11 protein-coding genes are annotated in these 14,439 nt (G+C 62.6%); 8 read left to right on the forward strand and 3 right to left on the reverse strand.

The features are described 5' to 3' along the window. The first annotated feature begins 1 nt into the window (after position 1). The 6 genes from tssM to ORS3428_RS08180 are packed head-to-tail and all read left to right on the forward strand — an operon-like array spanning position 2 to position 7,968. Entirely contained in the window at positions 2-3,544 is a 3,543-nt protein-coding gene (tssM, locus tag ORS3428_RS08155) for a type VI secretion system membrane subunit TssM (protein ID WP_071096289.1), read from the forward strand. After that, positions 3,541-4,068: a type VI secretion system-associated protein TagF gene (gene tagF, locus ORS3428_RS08160; protein WP_071096291.1), complete on the forward strand. Its 528-nt coding sequence runs from the start codon at positions 3,541-3,543 to the stop codon at positions 4,066-4,068. Before tssM ends, tagF begins: the two co-directional genes overlap by 4 nt. Then, complete coding sequence (locus ORS3428_RS08165; RefSeq protein WP_071096293.1) at positions 4,068-5,171, forward strand: DUF2169 family type VI secretion system accessory protein; 1,104 nt, start codon at positions 4,068-4,070, stop codon at positions 5,169-5,171. The genes tagF and ORS3428_RS08165 overlap by 1 nt, the downstream gene beginning before the upstream one ends. Beyond that, positions 5,168-6,190, forward strand: coding sequence for a beta-ketoacyl synthase N-terminal-like domain-containing protein (locus tag ORS3428_RS08170; RefSeq protein WP_071096295.1), 1,023 nt, complete (start codon positions 5,168-5,170; stop codon positions 6,188-6,190). Before ORS3428_RS08165 ends, ORS3428_RS08170 begins: the two co-directional genes overlap by 4 nt. After that, entirely contained in the window at positions 6,190-7,125 is a 936-nt protein-coding gene (locus tag ORS3428_RS08175) for a DUF4150 domain-containing protein (RefSeq protein ID WP_071096297.1), read from the forward strand. Before ORS3428_RS08170 ends, ORS3428_RS08175 begins: the two co-directional genes overlap by 1 nt. 3 nt (positions 7,126-7,128) lie before the next feature. After that, positions 7,129-7,968 carry a hypothetical protein gene (locus tag ORS3428_RS08180; RefSeq protein ID WP_071096299.1) on the forward strand — a complete coding sequence of 280 codons (840 nt, stop codon included), beginning with the start codon at positions 7,129-7,131 and terminating at the stop codon, positions 7,966-7,968. Positions 7,969-8,123: 155 nt separating this feature from the next. On the opposite strand, the gene ORS3428_RS08185 is transcribed toward ORS3428_RS08180, so the two are convergent. From ORS3428_RS08185 to tssI, 3 genes are read right to left on the reverse strand one after another with little or no spacing between them, the layout of a single operon-like run. Continuing rightward, positions 8,124-8,459, reverse strand: coding sequence for a hypothetical protein (locus ORS3428_RS08185; protein WP_071096301.1), 336 nt, complete (start codon positions 8,457-8,459; stop codon positions 8,124-8,126). Next, entirely contained in the window at positions 8,459-8,884 is a 426-nt protein-coding gene (locus tag ORS3428_RS08190) for a DUF6484 domain-containing protein (RefSeq protein WP_071096303.1), read from the reverse strand. Before ORS3428_RS08190 ends, ORS3428_RS08185 begins: the two co-directional genes overlap by 1 nt. An 11-nt stretch (positions 8,885-8,895) precedes the next feature. Continuing rightward, positions 8,896-11,223, reverse strand: a complete 2,328-nt coding sequence (tssI, locus tag ORS3428_RS08195) for a type VI secretion system Vgr family protein (protein ID WP_071096305.1) — start codon at positions 11,221-11,223, stop codon at positions 8,896-8,898. A gap of 320 nt (positions 11,224-11,543) precedes the next feature. On the opposite strand from tssI, the gene tagH reads away from it, so the two are divergent. Further along, entirely contained in the window at positions 11,544-12,623 is a 1,080-nt protein-coding gene (gene tagH, locus ORS3428_RS08200; RefSeq protein WP_071096307.1) for a type VI secretion system-associated FHA domain protein TagH, read from the forward strand. 294 nt (positions 12,624-12,917) lie between these two features. Then, the gene (tssL, locus tag ORS3428_RS08205) at positions 12,918-14,432 is read left to right on the forward strand and encodes a type VI secretion system protein TssL, long form (protein ID WP_071096309.1); all 1,515 of its coding nucleotides are present in this window, start codon (positions 12,918-12,920) and stop codon (positions 14,430-14,432) included. The last annotated feature ends 7 nt before the right edge of the window (positions 14,433-14,439 follow it).

Below are 14,439 nucleotides of genomic sequence, written 5' to 3' on the forward strand. Positions count from 1 at the left end.
GATGTTCATCCTGCGCTTCCTCTGGGCGGTTCTCACCTCGCGCTTCCTGTGGACGCTGATCGGCATCGCGCTGCTTTCGCTTCTCATCTGGGTGTTCGRCCCGATCGTCCAGGTCGGCCCCTATTCACCGTTCGATTCCGACAATGTGCGCATCGCCATCATCGCGGGATTGATCATCCTGTGGCTGATCTGGCTGATCATCGCCCAGCGCCGCGCCATCCGCGCCAACCGCATGTTTGTCGCTGAGATCGCGGCGCCTGCGGTGGAGAAGCAGCTCACCCCCGGCGAGGAAAGCGTCGCGGCCGTCGGCGCCAAATTCGCCGAGGTGATGGCGGAGCTCAAACGGCGCAAGCTCGGCGGCAGAAAATTCCTGCGCGAGATCCCGTGGTATGTCATCGTCGGACCGCCGGCCACCGGCAAGACCACGGCGCTGCGCCAATCGGGCCTCAACTTCCCGATCGATCTCACCGACGATCTGCAGGGCGTCGGCGGCACGCGCAATTGCGACTGGTTCTTCTCGGAGAACGCGGTTCTGATCGACACCGCCGGCCGCTACGTCCAGCAGGAAAGCCAGCCGGACGTCGACGCGGCGGAATGGCTGGGCTTCCTCGACCTGCTGAAGAAACATCGGGGCCGACGGGCGCTGAACGGCGTCATCGTCGCGCTGTCGATCGACACGCTCTCGGAAGGCGACGATGCGATCAAGGCGCATGGCCGCAAGATCCGCCGCCGGCTGGCGGAGCTCAACGACCGGCTCGAAATCCGCCTGCCCGTCTACCTGATGCTGACCAAGGCCGACCTGATCAAGGGGTTCGAGGCCTTCTTCGGCGGCTTGTCGACCGCCGCTCGCGAACAGGTGTGGGGAACGACGTTCGCGCTCGATGCGCGGGTCGACGCCGGCATGATACAGACGGAGCTGGCCAGGCTTGCCGCGGAACTGGAGCGGCGGCTGGTGCCGCGGCTTGAGGACGAGGATAAGCTCGGCTCGCGCGCCGAGATCTTCCGCTTCCCGGCCCAGCTCGCCAGCCTCTCCGAGCCGATCCAGGTGCTGGTCGAGGCGATGTTCGGTGAAAGCCGCTACGAAGAGGCGGCCTGGCTGCGCGGCCTCTATCTGACGTCGGCGACACAGGAAGGCGCGCCGATCGACCGGCTCACCGCGGCGCTTTCCTCCTCCTTCGGCCTGCCGCCGCGCCGCGCGATGCTCGCGCCGCGCGTCGAGAAGCGCAGCTTCTTCCTCCGCAATCTTCTGACCGAGGTCATCTTCAAGGAAGCCGGCCTCGGCACGTTCGATCCGCTGGCGCAGCGCCGCCGCGCCTGGATCTGGCGCGGCGCGGCGGCCGCATGCTCGGCCGTGGCGCTGCTCGCCGTCGGATTGTTTACCTGGTCCTATCTCGACAACCGCAACGCCATCACCGCGCAGGCCGGCCAGTTCGAGGCGCTGCAGGCGCCGCTGACGGACGTTTCCGCCACGCCGGCATCGGTGGAGCAGCCGACGATGGACGGCGCGCTGGCCGCGATGGACGCGGTGGCTACGGCCCGCACCGCGCCGCCGGATGCGGCCCACAACCTGCTCGGGCCGACCGCCTCGGCGGAGCTGGTGCGGGCGCAGACCGACACCTACGACCATGCGCTGCGCAACGTGCTGGAGCCGCATATGGTGGCACTGCTCGAAGCAACGATGTGGCGACAGATCCGCGATCCGGACTTCATGCTCGGCGCGCTGAAGACCTATCGCATGATGACGGGCCTGTCGCAGATGGACCCCGACTTCGTCCAGAACTGGTGGGTGAACAGCCTGCCGCAATTTGCTGCAGCCCCGTCCTTCCCCACCACCGATGCCGAGGACCACCAGCTTGCCGCGATCCGCCGCATGGCGGTCGACGACAGCTACATCGCCCCCGACAAGGAGCTGGTGGCGGAGGCGCTGAAGACGGTGTGCACGGTCTCGCTGCCGGAGCGCGCCTACAAGCAGCTGCTCRCCGACCCGGAAGTCGCCGGCGTGAAGGAATGGGTACCTGCCAATTTCGCCGGACCCAATGGCGCCAAAGTGTTCGCGCGGCGCTCCGACAAGACGCTGCGCGTCGGCGTTCCCGGCCCCTACACCTATGCCGGCTTCCATGATGCCGTTCTCGACCGCGTCGAGGATGTTGCCGCGCAGGCGGCGCTCGACCGCGCGGTGTTCGCCGGCGGCTGCTCGGAGAATTCCGAGACCTCAGTGTCGGCGCTGTCGGTGGATATTCTGAAGCTTTATTACGACGACTATATCGCGCAGTGGGACAGCTTCCTGCGCGACATGCGGCTGGCGCCGCTGAYCGACCTCAACGTCGCCAGCGAAAACCTCAAGGACCTTTCGAGCGCCGATTCCGCGCTGAAGCGCCTGCTGACAGCGGTGGTGCAGGAAACCGATCTCACCCGATCCGACGACGCGTCGGCCGACAACAAGAGCGGCGGCGCCGYCAAGACCGGCTCGAAGCTGCTCTCCAAGCTCGGCAAGCTGGGCAAGGTGGTGAAGACGGGGGCAAAGCTTTTGCCGCGCGCCGGCTCGGCAAATCAGGTCGACATGACGGGCAGCCTGGTGGCCGAACATTTCAAGCCGCTTAAGGGCACTATCGCCCAAGTCGACGGCCAGCCGCCGGCGCTCGATGCCGCCGTTGTGGCGCTGACCGCGCTCTCCAACGTGCTGCAGACGGTGACCGCCAATCCCGATCCGCAGGAGGCCATCAAGAAGCAGGGCGGCCTCGCCGAGCTGACGGGCGCGGTCGCACGRCAGGCGCAGATCCTGCCCTCGCCGATCAACGACTGGCTGGGCGGCATTGCTGGCGACACCAGYGGCCTGTCGCAGAAGGCGGTCACCAACGAGCTCAACGCCATCTGGCGCGCCGACATCCTGCCCTTTTGCCAGGCAGCGCTCAACAACCGCTATCCCTTCAGCCCGGACAGCGCGGTCGACGTCAATGTGCGCGATTTCCAGCGCCTGTTCGGACCCGCCGGCCTGATCGACGCCTTCATCAACGACCATCTGATCAACTATGTCGACACTGCCAGCGAGCCCTGGAAATGGCGCGCCGATTTCGGCCTCGACCCTTCCGCGCTGCCGGCGTTCGAACAGGCAAGGCACATACGCGACGACCTGTTCCCCGGCGGCACCGGCCCGGTGATGAACTTCACGCTAGAGCCGAAGGACCTGTCGCCCAACGTGGCGCGCGTGACGCTCAATCTCGATGGCCAGAACCTCGTCTACTACAACAACGCGACAAGGCCGCAGCCGATGACATGGCCCGGCAAGGACGGGACGGGCGTGATCTCGCTCGCCTTCCAGCCGGTCGACGGCTCGCCCGAGGTGATGCTCAACGAGACCGGCAGTTGGGCGTGGCTGAGGATGCTGCGCGGCGGCAAGTTCGCCGGAACCAAGCTCTCCGACGTCTACAGCCTGCGGCTCGGGACGAAAGGCATGTATGCCGATTTCGAGCTCAAGGCAGCCAGCGTCGAGAACCCCTACACGCTCGAAATGTTCAAGAAGTTCACATGTCCGCCGCAGATATGAACACGGCCGGCTTCTACGGCAAAATGCCAGCCACCGGCGATTTCGTGACGCGGCGGCTGCCGGGCGATTTCGTGCGCGCCTGGGACMGCTGGCTGGCGCAGCACATCGTTCCGCTGTTTGACCTTGGAACTTGGCCGGCGGACACCGCGTTGCGGTTTCTGGCAGGCCCCGCCTCCTTCGGCGCCTCGATGGGCATCGTCGTGCAAAGCGCCGACAGGATTGGCCGCCGGTTTCCCCTGAGCGTCGTCGTGCGGCTCACCGAGGCGTCTCTCACGCTGGCCTATGCGGACGGCTGGTTCGACAGCATCGAGGAAGCGGCCTTCGCCGCGCGACAGGGCGAGCTGACGCCCGACGAACTGGATACCGCCCTGACGGCCCTGTCCCCGCCACCTGTCGAACAGGATGGTGACACGATCGACGACCTCGTCATGTGGACAGCGCGCTCGGACATTTTCGATGTCGATCCGCAGACGCCGCAGCCGGTGCTGGAGCAGATCTTCGCCGCGAGTTGGGAGACCAGCTGATGCAGATCTGGAACCAGATGGGCTATCCGCACCAGTTCACTATGGGCATGGATAAGGCCGGCCATGAGTGGCTGGTCGTGGTGGTGAAGGGCACGTTCRATTTTCCGGAGAAGCCGGGCGGACTGGTGCGGAAATCGGCGGAACAGGTTCCGCTGGTCATGGCCGATACGCATACCGGCGCGCCGGGCTATTCGGCAGCACTGTGGGAAACCGACTTCGCCTTCCGCAAACCGCGCTGCGACGTGATCGCCAATGGCTGCGCCTACGCGCCGGGCGGACGCCCGGCGGAGCGGGTGCCGGTCGGCATCAAGGTCGGCAACTGGTCGAAGCTGTTCGAAGTCGTCGGCCACCGCGAATGGCGTGCTGTCGGGCCCATGTTCACCGCAACCGCACCGCAGCCCTTCCTGAAACTGCCGATCTCCTACGATGTCGCCTGGGGTGGCGTCGACCGGCTGGACCCCGGCGACCAGCTTCCCGCCAGCTACAAATACAACCCGGTCGGTACCGGCTGGTCGCGCGCGAAGAACCAGCGGTTCATTCCAGGCCTTCGCCTGCCGAACACGCAGGCTATCAATGAGGAAATCCGCTCGCCCTTCGGCGACTACAAGCCGATGAGTTTCGGACCGATGGGCCGCGGCTGGCCTGGCCGCATCGAATATGGCGGTACCTATGACCAGAACTGGATCGACAACGTCTTCCCTTTCCTGCCTGAGGATTTCGACGAGCGCTATTTCCAGATGGCGCCGCCCGACCAGCAGATCGACCATCCGCGAGGAGGCGAAGAAGTGGTGCTGGTGAATCTGACGCCGGAGGGGCGTGTGAGTTTTCGGCTGCCCTCGTCGGCATTGCCGATGACGTTATTCAAGGGCAGGCAGAAAGCGTACGAGGCCGACATACTTCCCGATACTGTTCTTCTGGACACTGAGAAGCGCCGCTTCTCGCTGGTCTGGCGCGTGTCGCAACGTATCCAGCGTACCATCCTCGATTTTTCCGAATGCTGGGTTGGCCCGCCGACCGAGTCGATGCTGCGAGCACGCGCCACCGGGCGCGCCTATGTTCGGGCTAGCCTCACTGTCGCCGACGACGAGGCCGAAGACGCATGAGTATCACAATCGATATAGCCGCAATCGGCATGGTGACGGCCGTCGGCCTTGACGCGCCCTCGGCCTGCGCAGCGATGCGTGCCCGACTCGATGGTTTCCAGGAAACTCGCTTCCTTGGGCCGGGCGGTCAATGGCTGATCGGCGCGCCGGTGCCGCTGCCACGCGGCTGGATCGGCGAAAAGCGGATGGCTCATCTTGCCGCCGCGGCGATCTGCGAAGCCTTTGAAAGCGTTCCCAAAGCACGAGGTCAAACTGCACTCATTCTCTGCTTGGCGGAGGAGAGTCGGCCAGGCCGGCCGGTAGCTGACGGAGCTCGTCTGCTCCACCATATCGCTGAAATTGTCGATGTCGAGCCCCACGCGCGCTCTCGCATCATCAATCACGATCGTGCATCAGGGCATGTGGCGCTGGAACAAGCGCGCAGGATGATTGCCTCCGGTGAGGCACCTTACGTGATGATCGCCGGCGTCGATAGCTATCTGACGGCTCCGGCCATCGAGCACTACCGGAAGAACAACCGACTTCTGGCGCCCGAAAATCCCAACGGTTTTATTCCCGGCGAAGCAGCTGCCGCAGTTTTATGCCAGCGATCGGGACATCGTGGCTTTCGCCTCTTCGGCCTCGGCCTGGCCCGCGAGGCCGCGTCGATCTACAATCCCGAGGACTTGCCCTTGCGTGGCGATGGCATGACCGCGGCATACGAAATTGCCTTCAAGGAAACCCGCATCGAGATGAGCCGACTCGGCTATCGCATAGCCGATCTGATTGGTGAGCAATATTGGTTCAAGCAGAGCGCACTGGCAAGCTTGCGACTATTGCGCGGCCGTCACGATTTTCAGGATATCTGGTCTCCAGGCGAATCGCTTGGAAATGTCGGCGCGGCAGCAGGTCCGCTCATGATTGGCATGGCTTGGACGGCGTCCCGTAAAGGGTACGCCGCCGGCAGTCCGGTGCTAATCGAAGCATCAAACGATGCCGGCGCCTGCGGCGCCGCACTCTTTGCGACGAGATTCGCCTGATGGGCAATGTCTTCGCAAACGGTCTGGAAATTTCCGGCAAGGCGGTGAACGCCCAGACGATTGCCGCATTCCCTGACGTTTGCTTCACACCACCCGAAAACCCGGCGACCCCTCCCGGGGTGCCCATCCCGTACCCCAGCTTCGGGATGGCCAGCGATACCGAGCAGGGGACGAGCACAGTCAAGATCGGCGACCAGACCGTTAACATCAAGAACAAATCCGACTTGTCCAGAACGTCAGGGACAGAGGCGGGTTGTGYTGCCAAAAAAGGCGTTGTCACTTCGAAGAACACCGGCAAGGAGTACTTCAACTCCTGGTCAAACAACGTGAAATTCGACGGCGAGCCGGTTATCCGTAACACAGACCTTGCCACCAACAATCATGCTTCTCCGGTCGGCAACACCCCACCTTGGGTTCACATAGCGGCCTTGTCCGTAGGCGGGCAGAACTGCCTGGCGTTGCTTGCCTCAATTGACATCCACGTGCACCCCTATGACGAGGCCGACAATCACTGCAAGAAGGGTAAGCAACAGTCTGATCATGTTATTCAGAATGCATTTTTCGAACCCGAGCGTGGTGGCGGGCCCATAAGTGCGTTCCCGCGCTACACGGAAGGCGACGCGCCCTGCATATGCCTCAACGACGGCAAGAAGAAAACTACTCAGCACGGCAAGAAATCCCGCAAGCAGATCAAGCGTGCGGCAGCCCAGCGCCGGGCGGGCGGCGCTGGCAAGTCAGGAGCTTGTTCGCAAAGTTACGCATCCGCCCGCGATGCCGAACTTCAACATACGGCCGAAAGCCTGCCGAAGCTGGCAGCTAGCCCCGACGCGCAGGAGTGCTTGAAGGCCATATGCGACACATATTTCAAATGGGCCACTAGAAAGCGTAGCCAAGACCGACTCGATGAAGTTCAATGCGACGTACCGAAGGTATGAACAATGGAATGCACCGACGCCCACATCRCAATCAAGGATGCGTTTTACTGCCTGTTCTACGAGGAACTCGGTCCCGGTAACCATCTTTCTCGCATCTATCACTTTAGCGGACGAAGGAACCCACAGGTTCGTCTCGTCGCCGAGATTCGCGAATGGATAGCATCGATTTGGGYCAACCGCGTCGGCAGACTTTTTGGAGCTGTCTGGGACGGCCAAATACTGTCGATCGGAGACAGGGTCGAACCGATCGCCAGCGTCGATCTTCTAGGTACGATCAAACTCGCGGGTTTCGCAGACGAACCTCAGTTCATTATGGGCGAAGATGGTCTTATCTTTGAGAATCGGCGTGGTGCCTGGCAACGGGTTCCATTCCGCGGCAAGCAGGACGTCTATTCGGTCGCTCGAAGGAAGGCGGACGAGTATGTGTTCGCAGCCTCGACTGGCCGGATCATTACGTACGTCGCGGGCACGGCTTCAGTTGATCACCTGCCGACTAATGTAGATCTGCATGGAATCGCCTTCACCTCGCCGGAAAAAGGAGCGGTCGTGGGAGATGAAGGCGTCGCCTTCCTGTATGGCTCTGGTACATGGACTGATGTTTCCGAAGATCGACCGAGTTTGCAGGATGTTCACGCGTTCAAAGGCCGCCTACTGACCACGTTGGAGGCTGAGACAATAGACGAGATCGCCGGAGATGGTTCCTTCGCTACCGTCTATGATCGGCCGGGGTATTATCTCTCGTCGAACGATGATTTCTGCGTGACTTTCGACGATGAGGCAGCACATATCTTCGACGGCCGCGCGTGGGTCTCGGTCCCGTTCGCTGGCCTAGTTCCGTTCTAGCAGATGAAAGTCGCCCGGAGACGTGCAGCGTTTGGAAGGACGGCAGGCATAGAAATAACGCAGAAAAGCTCTTCGCAAGAATCCATTTCTGCATAACGTGATCGTCATTGTCTTCGCGTCGATCGTCGGGCTAGTTCTGGCTGGACGTAGACTTTTCAGTCTCTGTTGGCGGACAACCACGCGCGGACTTTTTCAACATCCAGATCAACGATGCGCGGCGGCTGAGCCACTGAAAGCATGCGAACTACAAACAATTCCCCGGGTTCAGGGTACTCGGCATAGCGCTCCCTCGCAATTTGGCTACCCACGTCGCCGGCTACTTTAAGGCCATCAAGATGCGCCTCCAGTCGCTCGACCAACCGGGCGAGGCGCAGCTCGTCCATTTCAGGATTTTCGTCAGGATGTAGCAGATGACGGTCGTAAACAGTCCAAAGGAACGCTGCCATCTCGGCATGTTGACGGACAATTTCGCGAAGAGCTGGCGCTGGCATCAGTTCAGATTTACCGAGCCACCGCGGATTCGGTTTGCCGCGCTGGCATGACTTGTCAGATACGTACCGCGTATAGTGATGTGACCATCCTTTTCCATGATGATGGTCGCCTTGCCGCAGCGAAGCTCGATACGTTCGTTGGCGCTAATTCGAACACGTTCGCCGTCTCGAATGATGGTCGAAGCATCTGATTTGGGAACGGGATCAATGATCCGCCCGACAATAAGTGGTCGACCGGGATCTCCATCCTGAAACAGCAAAGCTACCTCTGCGCCAATCATTTCCGAGGTGAGTTCTGCAAGGCTACGCGCGGGAATAGCCGTCTCTCGCAGGTTGCCGGGAAAGACGACCAGGGGGGCATTCTCGYCGAAGCCCAGGAATATACCGATCACAACTCCATCGATCCGTTCGGCCGTTCGTGTCATCGCCAACGCCCTCAATTCTGCTTAATTTCCGAACCTTTCATTGTGATATCGCTCGAAGCTTTCACGTTGATTTTGCCCGACCCTTTGACTGTGATGTCCTTGCCCTCGATCGTGATCGTGCCATCCTTCTTCATGCCGATTGCAGCTGACCCGCACTTGATGATGATCGAGTCTCCCGCGTCGATCACCAGATCTTTCCCAACCTTGATGGCACCGTCTTCGTTAATCTCGACCACACTGCCCTTGCCAATCTTCAGCGCACGTGCGCCAGCCACTTGCGTAGCGTCGTCTTCCGCTATTTTGGTGCTGCGGCCTTTGCCGATTTCCGTGGTCTGCCCGCCTCCAATCTTGAAACTCTGATCGGCGCCGATATTGACACTCTGCGCAGTCCCGATGTTCCAGCTATCAGCGGCTCCAATATCGTGGCTCTGCTCGATTCCGACCGTCACCGACCGTGAGGCGCCAATCGTATTCGTCTGCGCTGCGCCCACGGTTCTTGTCTCCGTGGCCCCTACCGAGTCTACACGCGCCGCACCCACCGTGATCGTCTGCACCAGCCCCACCGTCTGGGAATGGTTCGCATCAATATTTTCCGTGGAATTCGCAACGACGTGAATGGTCTCGTTTGCCATCACCGTCAGCGAGYGGTTCGCGCCCACCGTCTCGGTGTCGTTGCTGCCGATATTGGTGGTCTGGTCGACGCCGATCTTGACCGTCTTGTTGTTGCCGACGTCCTCGTCGAGGTTGTGGCCGACGGAATGCTTGGCGTCGTGGTCGATGCGGTCGGACTGGTCGTGTTGCACCGTCTTGTTGCGGTCGTGCTTGATCAGCAGGTGGTGGTCCTTCTGTGCCTGGAAATTGACCAGCTCCGAGCCCGCTTTGTCCTCGAACATCAGCTCGTTGTAACCGCCGCCGCCTTTCGATGAGTTGGATTTCCAGCCCGATTGTGTCGCGTTGCCAGGCAGCCCGTAGGGCGGCATCTCGGCGGCGTTGTAGACACGGCCGGTAATGATCGGCAGGTCCGGGTCGCCCTCGATGAAATCGACGATGACCTCCTGGCCGATGCGCGGGATCTGGATGAAACCCCAGCCGCTGCCGGCCCAGGTCTGCGACACGCGCACGAAGCAGGAAGAGTTCTGGTCCTTCTTGCCGAGGCGATCCCAGTGGAACTGCACCTTCACGCGGGCATATTTGTCGGTGAAGATCTCCTCGCCCGAGGGGCCAACAACCGTCGCCGTCTGCGGCCCGCGCATGATCGGCCGCGGCGTGGTGCGCGGCGGGCGGTAAGGCAATGAAATAGGTGCCGCCCCCAACACGACCCTGAAGTTCTCGGTGAAGGCCTCGTTCTGGGTCCGGTAGCCCGGATCGAACAGCCTGTATTCGGCGCTGATCACCAGATATTCCTGGTTCTGGTCGTCGCGCGGGAAACTCTCCAGCTTGAAGGWGCAGCCGGAAAAAAGGCCGCGCACGGTGCCTACAGCCGTGCTGCGCTGGTGCACGGCCTGAAGCTCCTCGCGGCGGATTCCAGCAACCGTATCGCCACGCCCGACATCGAGATGCGCTCCGGGCTGCCGATAGTTCTCGCCGGAGGCCTCCTTGTGGCYGAACGGCTGCGCCGACTTCGCCATCAGGTCGGCGCCCGGCTTCTGGAAATCATAGTCGGTATGGGCATAGGCGCCCGGCCGCACCGCGCTGCCCGGGATCCATTCGGTGATGTATTCGACGTCGCGCCGCGAGCCCTGCCCCTCGAAGTTATAGAGCACCTTCTCGTAGCCCGGCGCCGGCTTCAGCTTGCTCATCGCATCGCAAAGCACCAGCGTATGCTTGCCCTCGTCGTGCTCGAAGAAATAGAAGATGCCCTCGTGCTCAAGCAGCCGCTGCACGAAATCCAGATCGCTCTCGTCATACTGCACGCAATATTCGCGCGACGGATAGGAGCCCTGCAGGCGCTTCTCGAATTTCGCGATGCCGTATTTCGAGAAGATCTTCTCGACGATCTCGACCACCGTCATGTTCTGGAAGATGCGGCAGTCGGTGGTGTTGCCGAGGAACCAGAGCCACGGCCTGACCACCGCTTCGTAATAGGCCAGCCGATCCTCGATGCGGGTCAGCTTGAACTCCGACACAAGGCCGCTGAACCAGCGCTTCGGATCGGATTCGCCTTCGACCGAGACGGCGCCGCCCAGCATCTTCAGCGGATCGACATCGTGGCTCTTGGAGACGAAGCCGACGGTATAGGCGAAGCAACGGCTGACCTCGTCACGCCCGACGAGATGGGTGAAGGTCAGCAGGTCGGCGCCAAGCGGCGTTTGCACAACCGTGGCACGTTCGTTTGGCATGGGTCGTGCCCCTCCTGGACGCGGCCGCCAGTATGATGGATTGAAACCCCCGCTATGTTAACCRCATCACGTTCGGGAACTTTTCGCACCCACCGCACCGGACTACCGCAAGCCTAGCACATGTTTGGCGGBGGCCAAACAACAGCGACGGCTAAACTATGCCCCATGCGCGGGGCATGCGCGGGTGTGAAACGCTCCTCTCCCGCCGCTCCTTGAAGCTGATAGAATGGCCGGAACAATTCCAGGAAAGTCCGCAACGGTTTCCGTCCGGAATTGCGTGAAAACAAGTATCTATCGGTGAGGCTCGGCGGCAGTATCGGATGTTCATCTCGCTCCAGATCAGCAATGTCGACAGGCTGCCTTCCGGCACGGCGACGAGCTACGCCGCCCGTGACCGCAGCTTCGAGATCGGCCGCGAGAATTGCGACTGGACACTCGCCGACCCGGACAAGTTCATCTCCGGCCGGCATTGCGAGGTTCGCTTTCAGGCGGGCGCCTTCTGGCTCTACGACATCTCGCGCAACGGAACCTTCATCAACGGCTCCAGCCAGCGCATGGCCGGCCCGCATCGGCTCACCCATGGCGACCGGCTGCTGATCGGCCGCTATGTCATTTCGGTTTCGATCGATGACGAACGCATCGCCGCCGGCCATCCGCAGGCTAGGGCCGGTTCGACGCAGCGCGAGCTGCCGCAGTCGACAGGCAGGCCGCTGGAGTTCTCCAACGAGCCGTTTTTCAGCCCGACGGAGCAGCGCGCGGCACAGCGGGCGCCGGTATCGACGTCGTCTGCGCTGCAGCCGACCCCTGCAGCCCCGGTTGTCCRCTCCGCCGAAGCCGACAGCTTGCTGCGGGAGATCGCGAAGGCCGCCGGCATCGCACCTGAGCTGCTTCGGTCGCGCGACCCGCAAGACGTCGCCGCCGAGATCGGCACCGTGCTTCGAACCACGGTCGAGCAATTGTCGCTGCTGCTCAAGGCCCGCGCGGCAGCCAAGGTGCTCGCCAAGAGCGCACATCGCACGATGATCGGCGCCGAGAACAACAACCCGCTGAAATTCGTGCCGGGCACCGACGACATACTGGAGATCATGTTTGCCAAACGCAGGGCCGGGTATCTCGACGCCGCRCACAGCGTCGAGGACGCCTTCCGCGACCTCAAGGCGCACGAATTCGCAACCTATGCCGCCATGCAGGCCGYGCTTTCCAGGCTGCTCGACGACCTGTCGCCCGAGGCGATTGCCAGGAAGCTTCCGCCAACCTCCTTTTCGTCCAAGAAGAGCCAGGCCTGGGATGCGCTCGTCGCCACCTGGCGGACCATGGAGGAGACGCATGAGAACGGCATGCTCGACGTCTTCCTCGCCTATTTCAGCGAAGCCTACGCCAAGGCCGGCAAGCAGAAATAGCCGGCTAGTCCGGCGAGGCCAAACCAGGCGCTATGTGACGGGTCTCACAGAAGAAACCACCGCTTCGACCATCCTGCTTTCCGATTTCAATCATGGGCCTGTGCGACTAGGATAGCGGATGGAAGCTTGCCTGGCGGGCAAAGCGGCGTGGCTTGGGGCGTGTGCAGCAATGTCATGTTTCGGCGAGATGAGCCTTTCCATCCGGCCCGCCGCCCGGTCTTGGCATGGAAAGCGCGACGTCGGCCTCGTCTCTCGCCGAAGACATGTTCGCTGCGCATCGCGGGTGGATCGCCGATGAGCTCGAAGGACGATCCCTCCCGGCCGGCGGACAAGACCGTCATCCGCGCGCCGCGGCCAAGGCAACGATCGCCGGCTCCTGAGAGTTCCCCTGCGGGCAGCGGTGCGCCGGTTTCGACACCTCTAAGAGAATCGACGCTATTCGACGCCGGCGTCGGCCGGCGGATGCCGACAGGCTGGTCGTCGGGAACCGTGATCTATCAGGGCGCCGCTGCCGATGCAGCGGCGCCCGCTCCATCCCCTCCGGCGTTGCAACAGGAAGCGGTGCTCGACGCCACGGATGGCGTGAAATACGCAGCGGCAAATCCTATCCTCGCTGCGGCCGCGCCCCTGCTGATGCTGTTCGGCCAGTTGCGGCTGATGCCGGTCGAGCGGCATGCGGCTCCCTTGGCGGAGCACATCGCAGAAGCGATCGAGACCTTCGACCGGGAGTTGGCGACGGCCGGCGTTGCCGCGGAGGACGGCAGAATCGCGAAATTCGCCCTTTGCGAGACCGCCGWCGATCTCGTCGRCAACCTGCCCTGGCCGAAGGACGACGGCTGGAGCGGGCACAGTCTGGTGACAAAAATCTTCCACGCCAGGCCAACCGGCACCGGTTTCTATGAGGCGCTGAACAAGATCCTGGGCAGCCCGGAGGGCCATCACGACCTGCTCGAAGTGATGCATGCCTGCCTGTCGCTCGGTTTCGAAGGCCAGTATCGCGGTCGGGCTGGCGACAGTCTCGAACGCGTCCGGCGGGACGTCTATGACACGATCCGCTATTTCCGCCCGCGCGCCGGGGAGGACATCTCGCCCCATTGGCAAGGCATGGCGGCGACGATGTCAAAGCCATCGCCGCGGCTGCYGCTCTGGGCGGTGGCTGCCGCCGCGGCGACGCTGGTGGCAGCGGCGTTCTTCGGATTGCGGGTCTTGATCACAAATGAAGGGGATGCCACGGCCGGCGAGCTGCTGGCGCTCAATCCGTCGACACCGGCCACCATCGAACGCGCCAGCGTGGCGCCGCTCGCCGAGCCCGCGGAAGCCTCCCCGCCACCGCCCCCAGTCGCCGCAGCGACCGCCGCCATCACCCAGATCGACCGCATCCGCGCCGCGCTCGCCAAGGAGATCGCCGGCGGCGGGCTGACCGTCGGCACGAAGGGCAATTTCATCGTGGTGGAGGTCAACAATCAGCTGCTGTTCGCGTCCGRCCAGGCCGAGCTGAAACCGGAGTTCCAGCCCATAGCGGCCGACATCGCCACGGCGCTCGATGCCGAGCCGGGGCCGATCCGGATTGTCGGCCACACCGACAATGTGAAGCCGCGCAAATCGAGCCAATTCAAATCCAACTTCGACCTGTCCGTCGCCCGCRCCAAAGCCGTGCAGGCGATGATGGCAAAAGCGTTCAAGGACCCGTCGCGGATAATGGTCGACGGCAAGGGCGAAGACGAGCCGATCGCCGACAATGCGACCGCGGAGGGCCGCGCCAAAAACCGCCGCGTCGATGTGATGATCCCGAAGGAGGAGACGCTGTGAGCGGGCG

The sequence above is a fragment of the Mesorhizobium sp. ORS 3428 genome (assembly GCF_001854785.1).
In the GTDB taxonomy this organism is placed as follows: Bacteria; Pseudomonadota; Alphaproteobacteria; order Rhizobiales; family Rhizobiaceae; genus Mesorhizobium.

Excerpts from the sequence above, each read along its gene's own strand:
- ORS3428_RS08170 (WP_071096295.1), top strand. The coding sequence starts at position 5,168 with ATGAGTATCACAATCGATATAGCCGCAATCGGCATGGTGACGGCCGTC.
- ORS3428_RS08185 (WP_071096301.1), bottom strand. The coding sequence starts at position 8,459 with ATGCCAGCGCCAGCTCTTCGCGAAATTGTCCGTCAACATGCCGAGATG.